The 21,311-nt window shown below is 69.5% G+C and carries 39 protein-coding genes and 1 pseudogene; 22 read left to right on the plus strand and 18 right to left on the minus strand.

What is annotated here, in order from left to right:
- Positions 1-321 precede the first annotated feature (321 nt).
- Positions 322-519: a hypothetical protein gene (locus ACEZDE_RS18150; protein ID WP_380537337.1), complete on the plus strand. Its 198-nt coding sequence runs from the start codon at positions 322-324 to the stop codon at positions 517-519.
- Positions 520-708: 189 nt separating this feature from the next.
- On the plus strand, positions 709-1,047 hold the full coding sequence (locus tag ACEZDE_RS18155) for a hypothetical protein (protein WP_380537338.1): 339 nt from the start codon (positions 709-711) through the stop codon (positions 1,045-1,047).
- A 418-nt stretch (positions 1,048-1,465) separates the two neighbouring features.
- On the opposite strand, the gene ACEZDE_RS18160 is transcribed toward ACEZDE_RS18155, so the two are convergent.
- The 17 genes from ACEZDE_RS18160 to ACEZDE_RS18240 form a co-directional block, all read right to left on the minus strand.
- Positions 1,466-1,690 (minus strand): hypothetical protein, encoded by a 225-nt coding sequence (locus ACEZDE_RS18160; protein WP_380537339.1) that lies wholly within the window; start codon positions 1,688-1,690, stop codon positions 1,466-1,468.
- A gap of 196 nt (positions 1,691-1,886) precedes the next feature.
- Positions 1,887-2,300 (minus strand): DUF6221 family protein, encoded by a 414-nt coding sequence (locus ACEZDE_RS18165; protein ID WP_380537340.1) that lies wholly within the window; start codon positions 2,298-2,300, stop codon positions 1,887-1,889.
- An 11-nt stretch (positions 2,301-2,311) separates the two neighbouring features.
- Positions 2,312-2,578: a hypothetical protein gene (locus ACEZDE_RS18170; RefSeq protein WP_380537341.1), complete on the minus strand. Its 267-nt coding sequence runs from the start codon at positions 2,576-2,578 to the stop codon at positions 2,312-2,314.
- On the minus strand, positions 2,575-3,006 hold the full coding sequence (locus ACEZDE_RS18175) for a hypothetical protein (protein ID WP_380537342.1): 432 nt from the start codon (positions 3,004-3,006) through the stop codon (positions 2,575-2,577). The genes ACEZDE_RS18170 and ACEZDE_RS18175 overlap by 4 nt, the downstream gene beginning before the upstream one ends.
- Positions 3,003-3,431 carry a hypothetical protein gene (locus tag ACEZDE_RS18180; protein WP_380537343.1) on the minus strand — a complete coding sequence of 143 codons (429 nt, stop codon included), beginning with the start codon at positions 3,429-3,431 and terminating at the stop codon, positions 3,003-3,005. Before ACEZDE_RS18180 ends, ACEZDE_RS18175 begins: the two co-directional genes overlap by 4 nt.
- A complete protein-coding gene (locus ACEZDE_RS18185) occupies positions 3,431-3,634 on the minus strand; it encodes a hypothetical protein (protein ID WP_380537344.1) in 204 nt (67 codons plus the stop codon). Before ACEZDE_RS18185 ends, ACEZDE_RS18180 begins: the two co-directional genes overlap by 1 nt.
- Positions 3,631-3,804, minus strand: a complete 174-nt coding sequence (locus ACEZDE_RS18190; protein WP_380537345.1) for a hypothetical protein — start codon at positions 3,802-3,804, stop codon at positions 3,631-3,633. Before ACEZDE_RS18190 ends, ACEZDE_RS18185 begins: the two co-directional genes overlap by 4 nt.
- Before the next feature lie 2 nt (positions 3,805-3,806).
- The gene (locus tag ACEZDE_RS18195) at positions 3,807-4,052 is read right to left on the minus strand and encodes a hypothetical protein (protein ID WP_380537346.1); all 246 of its coding nucleotides are present in this window, start codon (positions 4,050-4,052) and stop codon (positions 3,807-3,809) included.
- A gap of 1 nt (position 4,053) precedes the next feature.
- Positions 4,054-4,314, minus strand: coding sequence for a hypothetical protein (locus ACEZDE_RS18200; RefSeq protein WP_380537347.1), 261 nt, complete (start codon positions 4,312-4,314; stop codon positions 4,054-4,056).
- A 317-nt stretch (positions 4,315-4,631) separates the two neighbouring features.
- A complete protein-coding gene (locus tag ACEZDE_RS18205; RefSeq protein ID WP_380537348.1) occupies positions 4,632-4,949 on the minus strand; it encodes a hypothetical protein in 318 nt (105 codons plus the stop codon).
- A gap of 43 nt (positions 4,950-4,992) precedes the next feature.
- Complete coding sequence (locus tag ACEZDE_RS18210) at positions 4,993-5,283, minus strand: hypothetical protein (RefSeq protein WP_380537349.1); 291 nt, start codon at positions 5,281-5,283, stop codon at positions 4,993-4,995.
- Positions 5,276-5,563, minus strand: coding sequence for a hypothetical protein (locus tag ACEZDE_RS18215; RefSeq protein WP_380537350.1), 288 nt, complete (start codon positions 5,561-5,563; stop codon positions 5,276-5,278). The genes ACEZDE_RS18210 and ACEZDE_RS18215 overlap by 8 nt, the downstream gene beginning before the upstream one ends.
- Positions 5,560-5,997 (minus strand): DUF7448 domain-containing protein, encoded by a 438-nt coding sequence (locus ACEZDE_RS18220; RefSeq protein ID WP_380537351.1) that lies wholly within the window; start codon positions 5,995-5,997, stop codon positions 5,560-5,562. The genes ACEZDE_RS18215 and ACEZDE_RS18220 overlap by 4 nt, the downstream gene beginning before the upstream one ends.
- A 65-nt stretch (positions 5,998-6,062) precedes the next feature.
- Positions 6,063-6,305, minus strand: a complete 243-nt coding sequence (locus tag ACEZDE_RS18225) for a hypothetical protein (protein WP_380537352.1) — start codon at positions 6,303-6,305, stop codon at positions 6,063-6,065.
- Positions 6,306-6,437: 132 nt separating this feature from the next.
- The gene (locus tag ACEZDE_RS18230; RefSeq protein ID WP_380537353.1) at positions 6,438-7,832 is read right to left on the minus strand and encodes a replicative DNA helicase; all 1,395 of its coding nucleotides are present in this window, start codon (positions 7,830-7,832) and stop codon (positions 6,438-6,440) included.
- Positions 7,829-8,719, minus strand: coding sequence for a hypothetical protein (locus tag ACEZDE_RS18235; RefSeq protein WP_380537354.1), 891 nt, complete (start codon positions 8,717-8,719; stop codon positions 7,829-7,831). Before ACEZDE_RS18235 ends, ACEZDE_RS18230 begins: the two co-directional genes overlap by 4 nt.
- A gap of 46 nt (positions 8,720-8,765) precedes the next feature.
- The gene (locus ACEZDE_RS18240; RefSeq protein ID WP_380537355.1) at positions 8,766-8,999 is read right to left on the minus strand and encodes a helix-turn-helix domain-containing protein; all 234 of its coding nucleotides are present in this window, start codon (positions 8,997-8,999) and stop codon (positions 8,766-8,768) included.
- Positions 9,000-9,238: 239 nt separating this feature from the next.
- Here ACEZDE_RS18240 and ACEZDE_RS18245 point away from each other — a divergent pair, with 239 nt between their 5' ends.
- The 17 genes and pseudogenes from ACEZDE_RS18245 to ACEZDE_RS18325 all read left to right on the plus strand — a co-directional run bounded on the left by ACEZDE_RS18245 (position 9,239) and on the right by ACEZDE_RS18325 (position 19,010).
- On the plus strand, positions 9,239-9,724 hold the full coding sequence (locus tag ACEZDE_RS18245; protein WP_380537356.1) for a hypothetical protein: 486 nt from the start codon (positions 9,239-9,241) through the stop codon (positions 9,722-9,724).
- A gap of 13 nt (positions 9,725-9,737) precedes the next feature.
- A complete protein-coding gene (locus ACEZDE_RS18250; RefSeq protein ID WP_380537357.1) occupies positions 9,738-9,938 on the plus strand; it encodes a hypothetical protein in 201 nt (66 codons plus the stop codon).
- Between the two features lie 160 nt (positions 9,939-10,098).
- Positions 10,099-10,380, plus strand: a pseudogene (locus tag ACEZDE_RS18255) (SOS response-associated peptidase family protein); the annotation flags it as partial.
- A gap of 335 nt (positions 10,381-10,715) precedes the next feature.
- Positions 10,716-11,102 carry a DUF7718 family protein gene (locus tag ACEZDE_RS18260; protein ID WP_380537358.1) on the plus strand — a complete coding sequence of 129 codons (387 nt, stop codon included), beginning with the start codon at positions 10,716-10,718 and terminating at the stop codon, positions 11,100-11,102.
- Positions 11,092-11,505 (plus strand): hypothetical protein, encoded by a 414-nt coding sequence (locus tag ACEZDE_RS18265; RefSeq protein WP_380537359.1) that lies wholly within the window; start codon positions 11,092-11,094, stop codon positions 11,503-11,505. The genes ACEZDE_RS18260 and ACEZDE_RS18265 overlap by 11 nt, the downstream gene beginning before the upstream one ends.
- 315 nt (positions 11,506-11,820) lie before the next feature.
- Positions 11,821-12,033: a hypothetical protein gene (locus ACEZDE_RS18270; protein ID WP_380537360.1), complete on the plus strand. Its 213-nt coding sequence runs from the start codon at positions 11,821-11,823 to the stop codon at positions 12,031-12,033.
- A gap of 116 nt (positions 12,034-12,149) precedes the next feature.
- Positions 12,150-12,305: a hypothetical protein gene (locus tag ACEZDE_RS18275; RefSeq protein WP_380537361.1), complete on the plus strand. Its 156-nt coding sequence runs from the start codon at positions 12,150-12,152 to the stop codon at positions 12,303-12,305.
- Positions 12,302-12,565, plus strand: coding sequence for a hypothetical protein (locus ACEZDE_RS18280; protein ID WP_380537362.1), 264 nt, complete (start codon positions 12,302-12,304; stop codon positions 12,563-12,565). The genes ACEZDE_RS18275 and ACEZDE_RS18280 overlap by 4 nt, the downstream gene beginning before the upstream one ends.
- 233 nt (positions 12,566-12,798) lie before the next feature.
- Positions 12,799-13,053: a helix-turn-helix transcriptional regulator gene (locus ACEZDE_RS18285; protein WP_380537363.1), complete on the plus strand. Its 255-nt coding sequence runs from the start codon at positions 12,799-12,801 to the stop codon at positions 13,051-13,053.
- Between the two features lie 143 nt (positions 13,054-13,196).
- Positions 13,197-13,595, plus strand: coding sequence for a hypothetical protein (locus ACEZDE_RS18290; RefSeq protein ID WP_380537364.1), 399 nt, complete (start codon positions 13,197-13,199; stop codon positions 13,593-13,595).
- Positions 13,592-13,801, plus strand: coding sequence for a DNA translocase FtsK (locus ACEZDE_RS18295; protein WP_380537365.1), 210 nt, complete (start codon positions 13,592-13,594; stop codon positions 13,799-13,801). Before ACEZDE_RS18290 ends, ACEZDE_RS18295 begins: the two co-directional genes overlap by 4 nt.
- Positions 13,802-13,805: 4 nt before the next feature.
- Positions 13,806-14,102 (plus strand): hypothetical protein, encoded by a 297-nt coding sequence (locus ACEZDE_RS18300; RefSeq protein WP_380537366.1) that lies wholly within the window; start codon positions 13,806-13,808, stop codon positions 14,100-14,102.
- Between the two features lie 112 nt (positions 14,103-14,214).
- Complete coding sequence (locus ACEZDE_RS18305; RefSeq protein WP_380537367.1) at positions 14,215-15,003, plus strand: hypothetical protein; 789 nt, start codon at positions 14,215-14,217, stop codon at positions 15,001-15,003.
- 53 nt (positions 15,004-15,056) lie between these two features.
- On the plus strand, positions 15,057-15,224 hold the full coding sequence (locus ACEZDE_RS18310) for a hypothetical protein (RefSeq protein WP_380537368.1): 168 nt from the start codon (positions 15,057-15,059) through the stop codon (positions 15,222-15,224).
- A 530-nt stretch (positions 15,225-15,754) separates the two neighbouring features.
- Entirely contained in the window at positions 15,755-16,480 is a 726-nt protein-coding gene (locus ACEZDE_RS18315; RefSeq protein ID WP_380537369.1) for a hypothetical protein, read from the plus strand.
- 29 nt (positions 16,481-16,509) lie between these two features.
- Positions 16,510-18,612, plus strand: coding sequence for a hypothetical protein (locus ACEZDE_RS18320; RefSeq protein ID WP_380537370.1), 2,103 nt, complete (start codon positions 16,510-16,512; stop codon positions 18,610-18,612).
- Entirely contained in the window at positions 18,612-19,010 is a 399-nt protein-coding gene (locus ACEZDE_RS18325) for a hypothetical protein (RefSeq protein WP_380537371.1), read from the plus strand. The genes ACEZDE_RS18320 and ACEZDE_RS18325 overlap by 1 nt, the downstream gene beginning before the upstream one ends.
- Positions 19,011-19,372: 362 nt before the next feature.
- On the opposite strand, the gene ACEZDE_RS18330 is transcribed toward ACEZDE_RS18325, so the two are convergent.
- Complete coding sequence (locus ACEZDE_RS18330) at positions 19,373-19,609, minus strand: hypothetical protein (protein WP_380537372.1); 237 nt, start codon at positions 19,607-19,609, stop codon at positions 19,373-19,375.
- Positions 19,610-19,725: 116 nt separating this feature from the next.
- On the opposite strand from ACEZDE_RS18330, the gene ACEZDE_RS18335 reads away from it, so the two are divergent.
- The 3 genes from ACEZDE_RS18335 to ACEZDE_RS18345 all read left to right on the plus strand — a co-directional run bounded on the left by ACEZDE_RS18335 (position 19,726) and on the right by ACEZDE_RS18345 (position 21,251).
- Positions 19,726-19,926: a hypothetical protein gene (locus ACEZDE_RS18335; protein WP_380537373.1), complete on the plus strand. Its 201-nt coding sequence runs from the start codon at positions 19,726-19,728 to the stop codon at positions 19,924-19,926.
- Positions 19,927-20,134: 208 nt separating this feature from the next.
- Positions 20,135-20,908 carry a hypothetical protein gene (locus tag ACEZDE_RS18340; RefSeq protein ID WP_380537374.1) on the plus strand — a complete coding sequence of 258 codons (774 nt, stop codon included), beginning with the start codon at positions 20,135-20,137 and terminating at the stop codon, positions 20,906-20,908.
- A gap of 115 nt (positions 20,909-21,023) precedes the next feature.
- Entirely contained in the window at positions 21,024-21,251 is a 228-nt protein-coding gene (locus ACEZDE_RS18345; RefSeq protein ID WP_380537375.1) for a hypothetical protein, read from the plus strand.
- The last annotated feature ends 60 nt before the right edge of the window (positions 21,252-21,311 follow it).

The raw sequence follows: 21,311 nt of genomic DNA on the forward strand, positions 1-21,311 counted from the left end.
GAACCGGGAGTAGACCGGCCCCTGCCGACGACCGGGATCCCCCTGGGGAACCGACCGCCGTCAGGGTGGGGAATTACGCCGACAGCAACCGCCCGAAGTAGGGGAAAAGCGCCGTCGCTGACAAACGGCACCCTGCGGACTGGGCCGGGCTCGGCCGGGCAGCCGGCCCGATCCGCAACCAGCAGATGGTCGACGCCGGCGCGGTCCTCTGCCTCGCGTTCCCGCTCCACAACGCGCGCGGGACGAAGGACTGCATCAGGCGCGCCGAGGCGGCCGGGATCCCAGTCCGCGTCTACCGGTCCGCGGCGAAGGAGCAGCAGCGTGCCTGACGACCCGGAGACCCTCAATACGACCAGCGAGCACTGCCCATGCGGTCACGGGCATCCCGACCTGTATCAGTGCATCGGCGGCTGGATCTACGGGCCCTGCGATCACGAGGATTGCGGCGGGGTCTGTGAAACCGTCGCCGAGTGCAAAGGGCTGCCCGGCTGCTGCGACATCAGGGCCGACAAGAGCTGACCGGTCGAAGGCGGCCCACCCCGTGCATCGGGTGGGCCGCCCTCGTGTGCGCGGGTTCCGGGGTCGACTGCCTGTCGGCCGGGGTGCGCATCACCGACGCTACGGCGGGGGTCTGACAGTGCCTGATGCATGCCCATGCAACGCAGGGCAGGAGTGGTACACGAAGCCGATCGAAAGTATATTCGAACCATGCCGCCGGACTACACCCCCACCGAAGAAGCCGTAGAGATGCCGCCCTGGCGGCCGGGCCAGCCGCGGTACGACATCCGGCTCTACCCGCACGGCCGCGAGCCGCTGCTGTGGGTCTACGTCTACGGCGACTGGCACGAAGCAACGGTCCGCGCCCGACACCGCTACCGCACCGGCACCGCCTACCAGGTCGGCATCCGCCTCCCCGCGCAGCAGCCGGGGACCTATGGCAATTTCTCCCGCACCTACCGGTGGGGCACGCCCGCAGTCCAAGTCCGAACACGGGAACTCCCCGAGGAGCAGGCGCGGGCCGCGATCGACCGAGTGATGTCAGATTGACGAACTGAACGCCGCCACCTCGACCCGGCCCGTGCCTGCAGTGGGCAGGATCCGGGCCAGCCGCGCACCCGCCGGCCGCTCAGACAGATCCCGCAGCGGAGTACGCCGCGGCACGGAACGGACAGGAGCGGAGGCAGCCTCACGGGCGGCGGCAGTGTTCATGGGGCCATGGTGGCAGATTGGCCCACCCTCTGCGCGTCAACCAGGTGGCTGCCGTGGGCCACTTTGCGCGAGAGCAGCGGGTCCAGGGCGTGGCACGGGCCAGCACACGAGCCCCCACGGCACGGAACCGGCGGGGTACACCATGCCATGCCGACGATCCCCGGGCCGCCGCCAGCGGCGTGGTGCGGGCCGCGGTGCAGAGGGTCGCCGTCCTGGCAGGCGACCGGGTAGCCGTTCTCGTTCTCGACACCGCAGTTCACCCGCGCATCCTCCGCTCAACTTCCTTCTCCAACGCCGCGCATGGCTTGCACACGTCCTCGACGTCGCCGTCCGGCGCCGGGTTCAGCTCCTCGCGGGTGCAGTACTCGAAGCACAGGCAGCACATCACCCGGCCGTCCGAGAGCCGGTCCAGGCGCGTCCAGGTGCCGCCATTGGCGAGCGGGACGATGAGGAAGTCCGCGGGCTCAGTCGCTTCGGTCACTGCGGTCCCTCCTCTCGACGTCCTACGGTCCGCCGCGGCACTCTGCCGGACCGGATGGCCCGGCCGAGCGCTGCGGCTTCGGCCTGGCTGAGGTACTGCGCGCCGCCGGGCCCGTGGCTGAGGTAGTAGCCGCGACCCCAGCGGACATGCCAGCGGGCGACGAGGCGATTGCGATGCCACCAGTAGGTGAGGCGGCTCACGGCCGCTCCTCGTATCCCTCGGCGAGCACCGCGAGGTACGCGGCCACCCGCTCGTCCCGGCCGCAGAGGCAGGGTTCGCCATAGCACTGCTCGGTCCAGCCGAAGCCATGTTCCTCGGCGAGCAGCAGGTCCAGCAGTCGGCGGTCACGGGCGACTCGGGCCAGCACGGTCGCCGGGTCCTGGCGGGCGATGTGCTCAGCCACGCTCTCCGTGTCTGAGGATTCCGCAGACACGGCGGTCACCCCGTCGTCGAGTGAGTCAATGATGACGAACGGGCGCTCGTAGCTTTCCTTGCCGCGCCAGACGTGCCACCGCGCAGCCTCGTCGGCCCAGGTGGCTGCTTGCGCAACGGCTTCCTCGGCGTCGAGCTCAGCCCGAATCCTGGCCGCAAGGGTGTCGATGTCGGTCACAGGGCGATCTCCTATCTTGCCGCAGCGTCCAGGCCACGGCGGAGCCAGGAGTCGCACGGGGCGCACAGTTCCATCCAGCGTGGGTCGATCGCGAGGCCGAACAGGCTCTCCAGCACGTAGGCGGAGTGCCCCGGATGCCCGCACCGGAGGCAGGTGAGTGGCTGCTGGATCCGCTCGGTGATCTGCCCTGCACGGTCGCAGGGCGGAACCGGGTCGAGCAAGTTGAGGTCGATAGTGGCCAGCCATGCCCGCAGGCCCAGGACTTCGGTCTCGGTCACCGGTCCGCCTCCGTCCCGGGGTCGACGTCGGGGTGGGTGAACCGGACGGGCAGGCCGAGCCACCGGGCGTAGGTGATCTCCGCGCGGGTGCTGTCGCCCACGTAGTCGCCGACGACCAGCATCTCACTGGCCATGCGGATCTTCGCCCGGTGCAGCTGACCCAGCTCGCGCATCGACTCGTCCGGGTTCGCCAGCCGAGCGCCCCAGATCGCCATGCTCACGTGCGGCATCACCACGATCCGGCCGGACAGCGACTCCGCCGCCGCGTGTTCCTGCATCAACGCCGCGAACCTCATGCTCCCGCAGATACACACGACCTTGGGCTTCACGGTCCGCTCCTTCAGGTACGCCTCGAACCGGTCGACCTCGACCTGGTCACCAGGCAGGAGTTGGGCACGCGGGTCGGTGCCGCACTGGCCCGGCCTCACCACTGGCCTCCGTCGCTGACGTCCCGCCCGAGCGGTACGGCAGCCTCGTGGCAGTCACAGTGCTGCTCGCAGACGTGCTCGCCGAGCGGCGTCCCGGTATCGGCGTGCAGGCGGTAGGCATCGAGGAGGTTATCGAGCGCCACCCACGTCGGGCCGTCGGGCACGTACTCGTCCCGCTCGGACTTCAGCCACCCATCGACCGCGTCGCCACGCCGCGGCTGCTGGGCAGCAGCGTAGGCAGCAGCCCAGTCCAGGCCGGAATGCTCGCCAAGGTGGTGCTCGCGGTGCTGGGCGGCGAGGTCAATGAACATCTGCACCAAGGACGGCGGGTACTCGGCGCGGATCTCAACGACCTCACGCCAGGTGCACTCGGGGAATGGGCAGGTGACGGTGTGCGTGTCGACGATGGGACTGGGGTTGACCATCACGCCTCCTCTGGTCTCTGCATGGTCGCGCCTTGCATGTCGGAGTAGCCCAGCAGCACCTCGACCGAGGCGTGGGCACTCATGAGCCCTTGCTCGGGGCTGGCGACGACGACTAGGCCCGTGGTCGGGAACTCGGCGCAGGGGTACAGCTCGCCAGCGGGGGTAGTCAGGTTGAACGGGCGAGCGAAGTCGGGCACGGTCACGATGCCTCCTCGGGGCGCTGACAGGTGTCGTGGTCGTAGCAGCGGCACCGCCCGCACCCGGCACACAGGTGCACCCACTCGGTGCCGCAGATCCCGCAGCCGCCGTCGAGGGCGACCTCCAGGCTGTCGAGCAGGAGCAGGCGGTCGAGCAGTTCGTCACGGGTCGGCATGGTCAGACCTCCTCGGGCTTCTTCCACTGCAGTCCGAGCCCGGCAGCCCGGCAGGACGGACATACCGCCTCGCCCCAGGTGATGCCGGGGTAGGTGGAGTCCCGCGCCAACCATCCGGCATTGATGGCCTCGCGTAGAACGATCTCCGTCTCCTGGTAGATCGGGAGGTCACCCCGAAAGAGGCTGGGGTCAGCGACGAAGGTGGAGTCCTTGCAGCGATCGCAGTAGAGCGCGGTCGTGAGGCTCATGTCAGACCTCCCTGGTGCCGCCGTCGGCGGTCCGCACGGTGAGCTTGCATCCGCAGGTGCCGACGTTCTGGCTCCCGCATTTGCCGCAGCAGGTGCACTGGTACTCGTTGCCGCCGCAGTCGCAGCAGTGGTCCGGAACACGCTCACCCGCCCCGCCGCAATGCGTGCAGTCGTCATCCTCGCCGTAGCAGCCGCACTCCTCCAGCTCGTAACAGCCACCGGACGGGCAGGCGGTGAGGTCTTCGTCGTCGAGCACGGTCATGAGGGTGACCTTTCGCGTAGAAGGTGATGGTTTACGGTAGTTCCAGTGTCCCAGATCTGACTCATGATTAGAACCCGTTTGAGCGAACCCAGGTGACCATTTCCGCAGCTCACCGGTTGTGCAAGGCGTGATCGAAGCACCACCCCAGGCGGCCCGTGTCCCGGCCCAACGCAACCGCCGCAGCACCCGCCCCGCCACCGCGGACGAGCCCGTGTTCGCCGCCCTCGCAGCCGAATACCGTGCCGCGGGCCGCATAGTGCCTGGTGATCGCGACCGGGAATGGGTCGACGCGGTCGTGACCCGGATCTGGCGGTAGGTCAGGACGGGCCCAGGCCCCTCCGGTGAAGCTCCCGCGACATGGGAATCCCCGGGGCCCCGTTGAGCCGCTCCACGTCGATGTCGATCAGCCCCAGCTCCAGCAGGTGCAGCAGCGCCTCCCGGATCTGGCACCGGGTAGCAGCGGCCTTGGTCATCTCAGGGTGCTTGTACGGGCCGTCGTCGCTGAACGTCCAGTCGTCGGCGGCGAATCCGCCGTGGCGCAGGATCTCGTCGAACGGGCTGCGGCCGGACTGGTCGATCTCGATCCGGGGCCAGTCGTCGAACATCCCAGTGGGCAGTGCGGGCTTCTCGGCCACGGTGGGCCTCCTTCGTGGTGGTGCCCGGCTGGCAGAAGCCAGCTCAGGCGGACGGGGTGATGGGCTGGGCGTCGGGGGCGTCCACGATCGCCGTGGGGTAGATGAAGACGGAACGCATGACGCTCCGGCCGGTCGTCGGGCTGATGACCTTGAGCTGCCACGAGTCATCGCCAGGGCGGTGCTCCCAGTGGCGCTCAGGCGGCTCGGTGTCGTACCGGAACTCACGCGCCAGGGCTGCGGCCTTGACGTCGCCGAGGTGCCCACTGACCCCGATCGGGCGGTGATTCCAGACGGCGACGTAGACGATGGCGGGCGACAGCAGATGCTCAGCCATGGCTGATCTCCTTGCCGTGCGTCTCGGCTTCGTGCTGCCGGATGTCCTTGCACGCCTCGGCAGAGGTGTCCCTGCCGGGCCCGCGCCAGTTGTGGTCGGGGCAGCACCCGTGATGCGGCGCACCCTGGATGTCAACGAGGGCCACCTCCAGCTCCGCAACCCGCTCCCGCAGCACCGCGTTGGCCTCGTTCGCCGCGGCGAGCATCTCCGCGAGGTCGATCTCGTCGAAGTCGGCCAGTAGCTGGCGGGCAGCCTCGGGCATGTCGTCGTAGCGGCTCACCGGGCGACCTCGATCACGGTGATGTCGAACCCGTACCCGTAGTAGAACGGGTTCCCGCACGACCAGCCCACGGTCAGCTCCAGCACGTCGCCCATGTCGGCGAAGACATGCCAGTGCGTGAACCCGCCGGTCGTACCCACGCCCGTGACGACGTGGTCGATGCGGTCGGCGTGCAGCAGGAAAGCCTCCAGCTCGGTGTAGGCACAGCAGTCGCTGCTGTCGGCCAGGAACACCCGCTTACCGCTGTCCAGCGTCAGGGCGGTGCCGGACGTGCCACGCCAGCTGTCGGCGCCCGGGATCGGGACGCCCCTCTCGACGCTGACGATCCGGTGGCCGACGACGGCTTCGGCGAGCGTGGCGACGTTGTTGGGCATGGTGCCGTTGTCGTCGTCCTCGGACAGGATCTCGGTCTCGTAGTTCACGGTGCTGCTCATGTGCTTCTCCTTCGGGTGGGTGCCGCCCGGCCAACGACCAGGCAACGGAGGGCGGGGTTACGAGGTCAGTCGTCGACTTCCGGCTCGACGCCCTCGACGGCCTTGAACCAGCCCTGAAGCGAATCGGTGATGAGCATCCGCTGCGTGGGCAGCGCGGTCGCTGCGGCCAGCGCGAGGATCGCGTGGACCTGGGCGCCGGCCGTCATGCGGCTGATCTCATCGGTCGTGAGATCGGTCATGCCTGTGCTGCCTCGCTCGGCGATCGCCAGCAGGCGTTCGGCTTCGGCGTAGTGCTCGTGACCGTTCATGGGTTCTCCTTCGATCAGAAGTGCGTGGATTGATTTGCTTTGCCTATCAATCAGGCAAGACGGTACCGCTGCGAGCCGCGGCAAGCTGGTCAGTACCGAGGCGGTACCTGCCGCCCTGATCAAAAGTCCAGCTCAGGGCGGGAATTCAAGCTCAGCTCGCGGCGGCGGGGTGGCCGCAGTCAGGTTCCGCAGGGCCGCGAACTTGCCCTGGAAGTTCAGCCAGATCTCCACCCCGCGCCGGCCGTTGCGGTTCTTCGCGACGACCAGCAGCACCTTCCCGGCATTGGGCCCGGTGTCGTTGCCCTCGTCGTCAAGCTCCCGGTGCAGCAGCAGGACCGTGGACGCGTCCTGCTCGATCTGCGAGGAGTCCTTGAAGTCCGACACCAGCGGGCGCCGACCGACCGTGGAGCGGTTGAACTGGGCCAAGGCGACGACCGGGACCTCGAACTCGTCCGCGATGCCTTTCAGGCCCAGGCTGATCGACGCGACTTCCTGGGTGCGCCCGCGGCCGGCGTGGGCGCTGTCTGGGGTGACGATCTGCAGGTAGTCGACGATGACGATGGCGGGCTTGCGGTCCTGGGAGGCCATCCATCTCACCCGTGAGCGGATCTTCGCGATGGTCATGGACGGGGAGTCGTCGAGGATGAAGTCCGCGGCGGCCGGGGACATCATGCGGTCGTTGACCCGGGCGATCTTGCCCCAGCGGGGTTCGTCCAGGTTGCGGCGCATCAGGTAGTCGAGTTCCAGGTTCGCCTCGGACGAGGTCAGCCTGGACAGCAGCTCCGAGCCGCCCATCTCGATCGACGCCACCAGCACCGGCTGCTGTCGCCGGAACGCCACGTGCGCAGCGAGGTTCAGAGCCAGCAGGGACTTCCCGCCGGACGTCGCCGCGCCGACCACGGTCAGCTCCTTGGGGCGGAACTGCACCACGGCGTTGAGGTCGGGCCACGGGGAGTCCAGGGCCCGCGGGTCGTCGTGCTTCTCCAGCTCGTCGACGTACCCGGGCCAGCGGTCCGCCACCGACAGCAGTTCCTGCTTGCCGCCGGCGGTGTCCGCGAACAGGCCCTGGAGCTCGGACAGCGCGAGGGACGCGATCTCGTCGGCGGGGGTGTCGCGCATGCGGGCCCTGGCGGCGAGCTGCTGGCCGAGCTGCTGGAGCTTGCGGAGGTTGTACAGGTCGGCGACGGTGTCGGCGCAGTCGATGCCGACGGAGGCGGTGGGCACAGCGCTGACGCAGGTATGGAGGTAGGACGGGCCGCCGCAGCGCACGAGGTCGCCAGTGCGGCGCAGGGCCCGTTCGACGGTGATGGCGTTGGCGGTGGTTCCGGGGGCGTCATGGAGGCGCAGGATCGCCTGGTAGATCAATTCGTGGGCGCGGCGGTGGAATGCTTCGCCTTCGCCGAGGACGGGGGCGACCTGGTCGACGACGCGGCTGGACAGGAGCATCGCGCCGATGACGGTCTGCTCGGCGAGGAGGTCGGCGAGGGGTTCGTCGGCGGAGTCGGGTGGTTCGTCGTAGTCGTTCATGCTGCGCCGTTCTGGTAGTGGTCGGGGTGGCAGTAGCAGGGGCCGGATGCGGGGAGGTCCATGACGGTGGTGAAGCGGTAGCGGGTCTCCTCGTCGCAGTCCTCGTCCTGGCACCACGGGGGCATGGGCCGGGCGGTTGGCGAGTCCCGGGTGCGGGTGGTGGGCTTCTTGGCGAGGTCGTCGATCCGCCCGGGAAGTACGGCGCGGAAGCTGCTGATCCCGCCGGGGTTCTTCGTCAGCTCGGCCGCGAGGGCGTCGTTCAGGTCCCAGCCCTGCTGCGCGATCCGTTCCAGGAGCAGCGGGGCGAGCTTGCTGGCGGTTGCCCGTCCTGCCGCCCAGGGTCCGGGCAGCGACTGGAGGAAGCGTTCGGCTTCCTGTTGCTGTCCTCCTCCGCCTCCCTCGATGTCAGATGAGGCAGACGGTGCGGCAGGTGCGGAGGTGGTGGTCTTTGGTGAGGTGGTGGTGTTGGGGTCGGGTGGGCCGACCGATTCGCCATCAGATTGGTCGGGTGAGCCGACTACCCCTGGTCGGGCGAGCCGACCGATTGCAGAATCCGTATCGGTCGGGTGAGCCGACCGATTGGTGCGCCGCTCGTAGGTGGCCCGAACGTGTCCGATGGCCTTCGGCAGCCGGTACACGCTTGCTCCATAGGGGCCCTTCTCGCCTTCGACCACCTCCAGCTCACCGAGCTGATGGAGTACCGGAAGTGCAGCAGTGACGGCTTCACGGGTGCAGTTGGCCCGCCCCTGAAGGAAGGTCAGCGATCCGTAGGCCTTGCACTCGGTAGCCGAGGGCAGCGCTTTGTCGGCGAGGGCCAGCATCACCATGCGGCCGACACCCTTGGAGCGGGAGTGATTCCACACCCAATCCATCGCTTCAAGGCTCACTGACTGGTCTCCGTTGATCAGCTCGACTGGGCAGGTTCTGCGGAGGTCAGCCGGAGCTGATGAGCTTGTCGACGGTGAGCTTGTAGGCGTCGGCGAGTTGGCCGAGGGTGTGCAGGCTGGGGTTGTTCTCGCGGCGGGTGATCCGCGAGAGGACTCCGGTGTCGACGCCGGAGCGTCGGGAAATCCGCGACAGGTGCAGTCGTCCGTCGCTTCGGACGTCGCCGACGAGCGTTGCTGCAGCCCGCAGGATGTCGAGGTTGAGGGTGTATGTGGCGGCCACTTTTGACCTTCCGGGGAGGATGCGGACAGGCGAAACGAGACCCTCAAGGTTCTTGGGCTCGCACAGCAATAGTACCGCACGTTCTGTTCCATCACAGAGGTCGTACTTGCACCATGTCTCCGCCCAAGAGCCCGAAACCGGCCACCACCTGCGCAAATCAGACCCCGCGTCCATGACAGCGGGTAGCCCAGGCGCTACGATCTGCCCGTGACCATGGGCGCGCACACGAAAGGGCAGGGATGAGCGGCGAACACGAGGACTTCGCCCGCTGGCTGCGACAACGCGCCGCGTTCATGGGCTTCGACACCACCAAGCGCGGCATGATCTCCCGCCTCGCCGAAGCCGCTGGTGTTGACACCGGCCAGATGAGCCGCTTCCTGCGCGGGCAGGCGTTGCCCGCCATCGAAGGACAGCGCGGGCTCGCCAAGGCCCTGGGAGTCAAGCTCCCCGAGGTCATGATTCGTGCCGGCTCAGCCCAGCCCGACGACTTCGACGACGTCACGCCCCGCTCGACGTCCTACGAGATCGAGCGCGCCGCAGAGATCCTCGGCGTCCCGCCAGGCCAGCGCCGGGTCTACGTGCGGATGATGAAGTCCATGGCACTCCTCGCGGGCAGCACGAACACTGCGGCGATCCTCGAAGACGAAGACGCGGTCACGCCGCCCCCGTCGGAGGACTACCAGCAACGGGGCGCGGCCGAGACCAGCCGCCCCTTCGGCGACTGAGCCGGCGAGCGCGATGACGAAGATCTGCATCCGCTGCGGGTTCGAGATCAGGGACGGCCACGACTACCAGCCTGTCCAGGGCGGCGGCTTCGTCCACTACCTGCTGTGCTGCCGGGAGTGCGGCGCGTTCGGGCCTGACGACCTCCGGGACCCGCGCGGCGACGAGCACGAAGGCGGATGCTCGCGAAGAAGCCGAACACGCCCACCGTCGTGAACGGCCGATGTCACACCCGGGGTCCCGTGCCGCTCTCAATCAGCCACCGGCAGCACCATGCCGCCGGACGACTGGAGGAGGACTCATGGACCCGCTCATCTGGTACCCCGACATCTGGTACCCGAAGTTCCTGAACGGCTGATCCGCGGACACCGGCCCCGCCCGCAAGGACGACCCCGACGCCTGGGCCCTGAGCTGCACCATCATCACGACCGAGGCCACCGACGCCGCGGGCCGCGTCCACCCCCGCATGCCACTGACCGTGGCACCCGAGCACTGGGACGACTGGCTCAACCCCGACCACATCGACCCCGCGGACCTCCGAGCACTGCTGGAGCAGCTGGCGCACGGGCAGCTCACCGCCAGGGCCGTCAGCACCGCAGTGAACAGCGTGCGGAACAACGGGCCCGAGCTGCTGACGGACGCGGACATCACCGGCTGAGCCCAGCGAAAGCCGATGGCCGCAGCGGCCAGGGGCGACAGCGGAAACGTCCAGCCCGAAGCCTTCGCCTGGGTGTCTAGGACTGAAGCTCGCGGCGGCCGGGTCACCGCGACGGGAGGTCGTCGAATGTTGACTGGCACGACGGGCTGCGGGCGACACCGAACGCTCGGGCGTCAATCTCGTGCATGGCCTTGCTCACATTCGGGCGAACCGCGACCATCCAGTGGGATTCGTGACCGCGGTGAGACGCTCAGGCGTTACCGTGAGCGGCCGGACCGATGGGGGGAAGCATGGGGAAGTCGCGAGGACGTCGACAGGAACACCGCCTGGCCGACATGGCCACCATCCCCAAGGACTACAAGCCGCCGCCCATCCCGCCCGCCATCGAGACGAACTTCCCCATCGACCTGACCGACACCGACATCCTCAAGGTCCGGCAGGTCGAGTACCGGAAGTGGGTTGTCGACTTCGCGATCATGCAGCTCACGATGGAGGCTGGCGAGTGGGTCCACGTAGCGCGGATCGACTGCTGCCACGGCATGATCCACCGGCACCAGTTCGCCCAAAACGGTAGAGATCTCGACGGTCGCCTTGAGATCAAAGCCATCCCTGCCGATGACGACAACAGGTGGGAAATCGTCCAGGATGGCTTCTACAAGGCCATCGGCACGATGCAGGAAGAGTGGGAAGACAACCTCCGGAGGTGGCGAGATGGCCGGTGATCGCGACGTGCGCATCAAGGCAGGATTCGCCCTGGCCAAGGCCCTCGGAACCCCTGAGACCCGGGCGATGTTCGCCGACCACGGCTACCAGGACGAACAGCCGATCGTCATGGCGCTGGAGTCCGACACCATCCAGGACGTCTTCGCGCGCCTCCAGAGGTACGCACCACCGGTACTGGTCGCCATCTACTGGCCCGAGACCGAGCGCCTGGCGTACACCCAGATGGAGCCGTCGGCGGAGCCGCAGGACTACAGCCCTGAACGCCATGATGTCGGCGGAGGCAGCACGATCGGGATGCTGTGGGAGCACACCGACAGGCAGGCGAATGCCAACATCCGCTTCCGGCTCCAGTGGGGGCAGCCGACGATGAACCTCACCTACTTCCAGACCGCCTCAGTCTGAGGCTGCCCAGGCGCCCGCCCTCCTTCAGGAGCCGCGGGCGCTTCCCTTGTCCGCACAAACGTTCCTGCTGCACACCCCTAGCGGCCCACCCGCCTCGGGCGTAGCGTCCTCGTCACTGCGGAGGCCGCCCCTACCCACCCCCCACGGCAGGGCAGGCCCGCAGCCGGCGTCCCGGCGCAGCCAACCGCCGAGGGCGCAGCGCGCGTCGAAGCGCCGCGACTTCTTCATGGGAGGCCGCGGCGCTTCCATGCAAAGGCCTGCCAAACCACCCGCACGGGCGGCATTCACACCCCAGGCCGCGGGCATGGACTTCACATGGCCGACGTCAGCGCATTCACCGCCTCCACCGCCGCAGGCCAGACCACACCACCATGCTTGATCTGCCGGGCCGAGACAGACCGGGTCACCGAATACACCACCGACGGCGTGGCGGAGATCCACTACGAACCCTGCGGCCACCAGGAACGCATCGGCAGGCCGACCCTCGAAGCGTGGGTCGTCATCCAGGAGATCATGGACCTGGAATGAGCCCTGGCAGACAGCAACCCCACCTCCAGCGGAGACGGGGCGCTTCTGCGTACCGGCCCACCGTGCGCACCCGTCCCGCTACCGTAGAGTCCGGACCTCAATCCTCGGGGGCGACCATGGCAGACCGGCCCTGCAACGCGTGCGGCGGCAGTGGTGGCACGTTCAAGATCGAGTACACCTACGAATCGGACGGCAAGGGCGGCATGGTGCCCGTCGCCCGGCAGATCTACAGCCCCTGCTCCAACTGCGGCGGCTCCGGGAGGATCGCGTGACCGACGACATCAGCCGCGGGATCTTCGTGTGCCAGGACTGCGGACGCCACTACCTCCCGCCGGCGGACATGCAGTACCCGTGCGGCCCGGCGTCGGAGATCTTCTGCGCCACCTGCCAGCCGCTGAACTCCCCCGCGCTCGCAGCGCAGCACGGGGTCAACCTAGCCGACAACATGATCAAGCCCCGGAGTCGCGGACCACGGCGCGCCGGCAACGCACCCGCCGCCCGGGGCAAGACCGGGCGCAGCAAGCTCGGTTGACCACCGCACGACAGAGCGCCCCGACCATCGCGGTCGGGGCGCTTCTGCGTGCGGTCACTCAGGCAGCGGGATGCAGGTGGGTCTCTCGACGCGCACTCCCATCGCCCTTACTATGGCCCTACCGCTGGTCATATGTTAAGAGAGGCGCGATGCGCGTGAGCGCCCTGGTACTAGATCGCCCACCGCTCCACCCGGTAACTTGCAGCCATCTGTGGTGGCAAGGAGGCGAAAACGTGGAAGATCCGTACCTGGACACCCAGGGTGTGGCGGCGCTGACGGGTCTGACCGAGTCGACCGTCCGCAACCACATCAAGCGCGCGAAGAAGAACCGGCTCGACGGTGCCGTTCGCCCAGGTGACATGCCGCCGCCGGATGAGACGTTCGGCCAGTCCCCCGTCTGGAAGAAGTCGACGATCCTGCTCTGGCGCAGCAACATGCCCGGCCGCGGGGTGGGCGGCGGACCGAAGCCGAAGAGCCGCCCGGAGTAGCCGAGAGCAACCGAAGCCCCTTCCGCAGCCCGCGGCGGGGGCTTCTTTCTGTCCAGAACTATGCCCCAACGCTTGACCATGGATTCAGAGCGGGTCTATCTTGTGATCGACAGCCGGTCACAAGTTAACGGGAAGGCTCGGCCATGACCCAGGCACCCGCACAGACCCAGCCCGTCCACGAGGTCCGCGAGACGCTCCGCCCCGTCGACCTCCCGACGGAGCCCCTGCGGATCACCGCCCCGCTCCGCCCCCGCCCGGCCCCGCCGAAGCAGGCCCTCACCGCCCGGCCGCTCCCGCACGACCTCGATGACTACCCCGTCACCGTCACACCCAAGACCCCGGACACCCCCGCACCCATCGCGCCCTACACCCCGCCCGGGGCACTCCTCAGCCGCGACCGCGTCTTCCACCCCGAGGTGTACGGGCCCGTCGACCGGTACGACACCCACGCCGCCTGGGCCGCGTTCGGTGAGGACCCCGACAAGCCCAGCGCCCCGATCCCCGGGCAGCGCCGCCCCAGCGACTACGGCAGCGCGGCATGAGCGACGACCTCCTGCGCGAAGCCGCCGTCATCATCGTCACCTCGCAGTTCGCTGCACCCGACCGGCTCCAGCGCCGCCTGCACATCAGCTACGGGTACGCCCACCGGCTCCTCGATGAACTGGAGCAGCACGGCGTTGTCGGTCCCGCCCAGGGCACCCAGCCGCGTGATGTCCTCGTCCGCACCGTGCCCGACAGTCTGCGGTGATCCCATGACCGGCGACCGAACCTACGACCTCACCTCCGCGGATCTGACCCGGCAGCTCGCCGACCTCGGCGACGACGAACCCGCCGAGCGCTTCGACTACGACCTCTGCGCCGCCCTGGTCGGCTGGGCCGAGGTCACCCGCGGCACCGACCGCGACGCCGCAGGGCAACTCCGGTGGGCCACCAGCAAGGGCAGCAGCAGTCACACCCTCAGTGCCAGCCAGGCCGACCGGCTCACCCACCTCCTCAACCTCGACACCGCCGTCGTCCTCGCCCACCGCGCAGCAGCCCGGGAGGAATGACCCTCGACCGGCCCGTCGTCCAGTGATAGCCCCGCAGACGCGACCGGCCCGAACCCAATCCCCCGCGGCCGGGCCGGTCGCCCCACCACCTTGCTAACCCGAAGGAGACCTCGTGGCCGAGCAGGACTCGAACGACCGTGCCGTGAAGTGGCTCGTTCGCCTGTCCGTCGCCGCCGGGGTCGTCTGGACCGCCGTATCGGAATGGCAACTGGCCCGGATCATCGGCGCACCGTCCTGGGTGGCACCAGCATTACCCCTCGCGATCGACGCCTACGTCATCGCTGCGGTCCGCGCGGGGAACCGGAAGGACCTCGCCGGCGCGCTCGGGATCATGTCGTGCGCGCAGATCGCCGCCCGGCTCCTCGACGCCGGCCAGGTCCAGGTGTCCGTCGCGCTGGTCGCGTTCGTGTCGATCCTGGTCCCTTTGACGATCTGGCGGGTCCACTCCCTCGCCGACGCGCACCCGGTTCAGGTTCGCCCCGAACCCGAGCGGAATCTGGAGCCTTCGGCCGCCGAGGTTCCGCTGAACCTGCCGGAACCGGTTCGGAACCGTGCCCCGGAACCTCCCCTGAACCAGGTTCCGAACCGGCCGCCGGAACCTCCCGCGAACCAGGTTCCGGCACCTCAGGAACCTGCGGAACCGGTGCCGCCGAACCTGACCCGGAACCAGCCCAAGCGAACCAAGCCCCGAACCACACCACCCACTCCTACCGCGAACGCGGGGACCCCGACGGTCGGTCAGCAGGTCCGCCAGATCCTCGACCTGATCGAGACCCACGGCTACGACGACGTGAAGCTCAAGTTCGTCATGGCCCGCACCGGCATGTCGAAGACCACCGCCTACAACCGGCTCGTCGAAGCCCGCGCCACCTGGGCCGAGGAGCACGGCGAGACCGACTGACCGCACTGTCGCCGCTGTCGTCGTCGCTGTAGCCCGCCGACACCCCACCCCCCATGACCCCTGAACAGGGCCGACACCCCGGCTACGACGACGACAGCGACAGCACCGGCTACACCGACTACACCGAGGAGACCCCATGGCGGACACCAAGGCTCCGCCCGCGCCCACCGAGCCCAGCGTCTACGCCCCAGCACCCGCTCCGGCCGCACCGCCCGCTGTGACGATCGGCTGGACCGCCCCTCCGCCGCAGGCCAAGACCCCCGCAGAGCTTAAGGCGCCGAAGCGCCGGGCCCTACCGGCCGGTCCTGCCCTGGCTGCGGCGGGGAACGCCACCGTCCTGGCCGTCACCTCGGCCTACGACGCCGCCGGATGGGCCGGGCTCGCCGGGGCCGCCGGTGTCGTCGCGGCCGGGACGGTCGGTGCCGTGGCGCAGCGGCGGCGGACGGTGAGGTCGCGTCAGGCCTCGGTCCGCGCCGGGCGCACCGGTTCACCCTGGGCCGGTTCGGGTTCGGGTTCCGGCGGGAGGTTCGGAGGTTCAGGTTCGACCGCTGGTTCACGCCGGGGTTCCGACTCGCCTGCGGCAGGTTCGCCACGGAGTGGTTCAGGGAGTACGCGAACCTCTCCAGGTTCAGGTTCGGGCCGCCCCTCCTCCGCGGGCCGGACGCCCGGAACGGGTTCGGGCGGAACCTCAGCCCTCGACCGGATCGCGGACCGGCTGCGCGGTGGCGACGGCAAGAAGAAGCCCGACGCCATGAACCAGAAGCAGGCCCGAAAGAAGAAGAGCACCCCCGCCCGGTCCGAGCCCGGGAGTCTCGCCCGCGCCCGGAAGCGCGCCGCCGCCGCGTGGGCCGCAGACCGGCCGCGCCGTCAGAACAACCGCGCCGTCGCCGCCCAGGACCTGCGCCGTGCCCGCAACGCCGGGGCCCATGTGCTGCGCGCTGTCCGGTCCGGGATCTGGGGCAGCATCCGGCACCTGTCCCTCCGCAAGGGCGCAGCCAGAGCCGCCGCTGCTTGGAAGGCCCGGCACGCCCAACGCACCGCCCCCGCTCCGCAGCCGACCGTCGCCTCGACCGTCCGCCGACCCGCCGCCACCACACCCGCCCCGAACCCTGGAGGACCGTCCATGTCCGGACACCACTTCCTCGCCCCCGCCATGGACGCAGCCGCCCGCGCCGGCTCCTACAACCCGACCGGCATGATCCAGGTCATCCAGGACTTCGGCGGCCTCGCCGAGGCCATGGAGCTCTGGGCCCAGGCCATGAAGATCACCGTCGAGAACGCCGACGCCCAGTTCCCCCTCGACCCGGGCCTGATCGAGACGATGCGGCAGGTCCACTCGCTCACCCTCAAGGCCGCCGAGATGGCCGGCGAACTCCAGCCCGCAGCTCGCAAGCTCCACGCGGCCGACCTGGAGCGCCACGACAACCCGCGCAAGGGCCGTGCCGGTGAGCGCATGTGGGACATCGCCTCCAACTAACCCTGCCACCGCAGGAGAAGGGCAGCCCCGTGAACCTCGACTGGGACGCCAAGCACGGCGCCGTCACCGGCGCGATCAACACCGCGACGGCCACGCTGGCCGCAGCCTCGGTCGAGCACGCCGCCCACCTGCCCCTGTGGTCCGCCGGGCTCCTCGCCGGGGCCGGGCTGCTCGGCACCCATGTGGCCGGGCTCAGGATGAAGGTCTCCGGGGCGACGCTGGGCTTGCGCGCCGCGACGTGGATGGCGGCCGGGGCCTGGTGCTCCTGGGCCGCGGTCGAAGGCCCGTGGACACGGAACGTCCTCGTGACCCTCGCCGCCGGGGCACTGGGCCTCGGCGGCGCCATGGCCGGAGCCCATCACGTCGAGGAGAAGCAGGCCGAACAGCAGGCCGCTGCCGAAGCCGCGGTCAAGCGCGCCTCGATGGACTGGAAGCGGCAGCGGGTCGCGGACGAGTGGGATCAGCGTCTTGCAACCGTGTGCACCGGCAGCACCGCACACGTCATCGGCGTCGAGGAGTGGGAGACCGGCGGCGGCTACACCCTGGACACCGAATGCCTCGGCGGGACGCGGTGGCGCGACCTCAAGACCTTCGAGGAAGCCCTCGCCGCCGAAGCCCGCCTCCCCGAGGGCTGCGGCGTCGAGGTCAAGGCCGGCGCTCACCGCGGCGCCGCCCTGATCGACGTGGCCACGGTGAACCGGCTCATCGGAGAGGACCCCTACCCGACGGAGTACTCGCCGCTGACCCTGACCGGGCCGCTGCCGCTCGGCCTCCACCGCGACGGCAGCGACCTGGCACCCAACATCCGCGAGCTCACCACCCTGCTGGCCGGCCGCAAAGGCTCCGGAAAGACCAACCTGTCGAACGTGTTCCTCGCCGGACTGTGCCGGATGCCGGACAACCTCACGTGGATCATCGACCTCAACGGCGGCGGCCTGGCCCTCGCCTGGCTGCACGCCTGGCACCAGGCCGGGCGCCCCGGGCAGCCGCCCGTCGACTGGGTCGCCGACACCCCCGACAAAGCCCTCGCCATGGCCACGGCCGCGCTGCGGATCGCGAAGGCCCGCAAGCCCGGCTACAAGCACCTGGAGATCGCCGCCAACACCGACAAGCTGCCCGTCAGCCCGCAGGTCCCCGGCATCCTGATCGCCGGGGACGAGATCGCGGAGATCTACTCCCCCAAGGCGCGCCGCGACCCCGTGCTCCGCGAGACCGGCGACGTCCTGATCCAGGTCGTCGAGTTGGCCCGCGCTGCCGCCGTGAACGCCCTCGTGACCGCCCTGCGCGCCACCCAGGACGTCCTGTCCGAGCCGCAACTCCTCGCCCAGTCCGGCCTGAAGATCGGCATGAAGTCCGACGAGCGGGAGATGTCCTACCTGTTCGGATGGTCGGACCGGATCAGCCCCGAAGACGCACCGTATCCCGGCTGCGGGTTCGCCAAGGTGCTCGACGAGCCGGCGCGCCCGTTCAAGGCGTACCGGATGCTGCCGAACCAGATCGCCGACATCGTCCGCGCCACCAGCCAGCTGCACCCCGAACTCGACGACCTGTCCCGCCGGGCCGCCGGCGAAGCCTACGAAAAGCGATGGGAGCACACCGACCACCTGTTCGGCCTCGGTACCGCACCCGAGCAGGCCATCACCACCACGGCGGAGCGGCAGGCCCCCGAGCGCCCGCGCGGATCCGGCGTCACCGCGGGGTGGGGCACGGAGCCAGCCGGGCCGGACGCCCAGGCCGCGATCGACGAAGCCGAAGCCACCCGGCAGCGCCTGCACAAGGCCGTGGGCGAAGCAGCCGACCACGACGCCGACCTCGACCGCCAGTTCCAGCAGATCCTCGAAGGCGGCGGAGCACTGTGGAAGCCGCCGACCCCCGACGCCCCCTCGGATCACCCGGTCATGCCGACGCCCGGGATCATCGACGACGCCCGCTGGCTGACCGTGTTCACCATCGTGGCCAAGGCTGGACCTGCGGGCATCAACCCCGCCGCGATCGCCGAGTTCTTCGCCGCGGTCTCCCCCGTCGGCACGACTGTCCCGTCCCGGTCGGCGATCACGGACTGGCTCAAGAAGGAACCGAAGGTCCACCAGCCGTCGACCGGCAGGTACGCCCTGCGCACCGAGGAGATGTGATGTCCGACTACGCCGAGGCCGTGCGCGACTGGCGCCCGCTCGACACCGCCCTGGAGCAGGCGTACCGACCCGAGCCCGTGTACCTGCCCGCACCTCTGCTGCCCGCGGCCCCGGTGGTGCATCAGCCCGTGGTGCTGCCCGAGCGGGCCCCGTTGCGCGCGGACCCGTGGGTGGTGCGGCCCATCGCCCTGGGCGGCTTCGTGGCCCTGGTCGGTCTCGGTGTGGACCTTGCTGGCCAGGGGATCCGCGCCGCGGGCCCGTACCTGTGGGCACTGGCCGGCGCGCTCGGGGCACTGGCCGCGATCATCGCCTTACTGAAGGCCCAGACCGCGGCACCGGGCAGCGGGACGCAGATCAACATCAGCGGCGGGAAGAACAAGTTCCGGGACGTCCGGTGACCGACCCCGAGATCAAGCCCGGAGACCCGCGGCCCGACGTCACGCACTTCGTGGTCCACCCCGACGGGACGCGGCAGCACAGGTTCGCGATCCCCCGCCCGCTGCAGGCCCCGCGGGTACAACGCCCGTCGCGAGCCCGGGTGGTGTGGTCGTACACCTGGCGGTACCTCCTCATGGCCGCGGCCATCTGCGCCTGGGTATGGCGGTGAGCCGCGGCCTCGGGCACCGGATCGGGAACTGGTGCGGGAAGGTCATCTTCTGGACCGCCATCATCGCCACCATCCTGCTGTCCGTCGGACACTGACCCACCCACCGCGAGAAGTGCGCGATGGCCAGCGATCCTGGAGTCGCGGACTGACCCGTCAGTGCCCGAGCACCGACCGGATCCAGTCGATCAGCCACACCCCGCCGAAGAGGGTCCCGAATCCCAGCGCCATCCCCACCGGGAGCACGATGCGGTCCGGGAAGGTCCCCGTCCCGGCGTCCTCCTTCGTGGCCGGCTCCCCGGTGTCCTGGTAGACCGCACCGGTACCCCAGCAGCTGGCGCACTCCTGGCCTGCCTCGCCGCGCCCGGTGCCCGCACACCGCGGGCACCCCACAACCGGTCGCCTCGCGCGCTTCGCCATCGCCACCCCGTTCCCCCGCGACCTCCGTCCGAAGCCCGATCTTCCCACTCTGCCCACCAACTCCCCCACCAGCGCGCCATCATGGGCTCATGGCCATCGCCGAGCCACAGCCGTCCCGCTGGTACCCGCTGCCCATACGCAGGTACCGCGAGATCATCGAGATGTTCCGCTACGACTGGAACATGATGGCCAAGGCCGACTTCGGCGAGGACTACCCCGAGATCGACTTCGCTGAGGCCGAGCGGCTGTGGGTCGAGCTGAACGACGAGCAGCAGCAGGCGGTCGGCTGACGGTTCGTCGGATTCGCCCGCGCGATTCGGGAGGATCGGGCATGCTGGGCGGCGGGCGATCCACACCGCCCGGGAGCCCCGTCCGCAACCCCCGCCGACGGGGCTTCCGCGCGTCCGACCGCGGCATGGCAGGAACGTTCCGTCACGGGCGTGACAGAGTGCAACAATGGTGTGATCCCTCCACTCCTGCGACCCGGGAGCCCGCACCATGCTCGTCAAGAAGACCTGCCCTGGTCCCTGCAACAATGCCTGGCGGAAAGCCGAAGAAACCCTCACGCTCCGAGGCACCGAACACTCCATCAGCCCCGCCTGGGGGCAACCCGCCCAGTGCTACACCTGCGTAGGCCGCACCCTCGAACACCTCGCCGCCCTCCCCCAGCTCCTCATCGCCGTCCGGAACGAAGCCGTCGAAGGCACCCCGACGAAGCTCACCGGAACGATCGGACGCGTCGGGCTCCACCCCGCGTGGCCCGGCCAGGCCTCCCGGCTCCTCATCGACCGGATCGTCGGCGAGATGGCCGAGTTGCAGGCCGACATCCTCATCCAGCGCGGCATCTGGAAGGTCGGCACCGAGCCGGGCGACGGCACCGTCGCCGAGGAAGACGCCTACATCGGCGGGATCGTCGCCACCCTCGAAGCGCACTGGGAGTGGGCCATGCAGCACCACCCCGCTGCCGACGAGGCCTACGACCGGGCCAGCGCCAACCCCGGCTCCCAGGCCAGCACCTGGTACCGCGCCACCGTCTACTTCACCAAGGACCACGAGCAGCGGGAAGTCGAACGCCTCGCACCGTGCCCCAAGTGCCGCGGCCCATGGCTGCACGAGTCCCGCGACCTGCGCCTGGTCAACGGTGAACCGTACATCGCGTGCGGCGACGACACCTGCGGAAAGCTCATGACGAAGACCGAGTACGACGACTATGTCAGGGCCATGCGGAAGTCCATGGAACGCGGCAAAGCGTTCCGGAAAGCCGCAGCTTGACGACACCCGGCATCATGCATGATCCTTGGCGGCGGAGCACCATGCTCGCAGACGTTCCGAAAGGCCCCGCCGTCACTGACGCGGGGTCTTTCTGCATGTGCCAGGAGGTGACCTCATGGTCGACCTGTCGGTAGACCTCACCACCACGTACTGGACCACCGCCGAGGCCGCAGACGCCGCCGGGGTCGACGCCAACGTCGTCAGGAACTGGAAGTACCGCGGCCGGCTGACGTCCGATCGGAAGAACTGGCGCGGCGAGTCGCTGTTCCTCGCGGCTGACGTCGTCCGGGCCGAGAAGGCCACACGACAGAAGGCCCGGCGCGTGTACCCGGTCGCTGCCTGATCTGCCCTGCCGCTACCTTCCCCCGGCGGCAGGGTCCCGCGCGCCCGCGGTGAGGGTCGC

This window comes from Streptacidiphilus cavernicola (assembly GCF_042510955.1).
Classification (GTDB): domain Bacteria; phylum Actinomycetota; class Actinomycetes; order Streptomycetales; family Streptomycetaceae; genus Streptacidiphilus; species Streptacidiphilus cavernicola.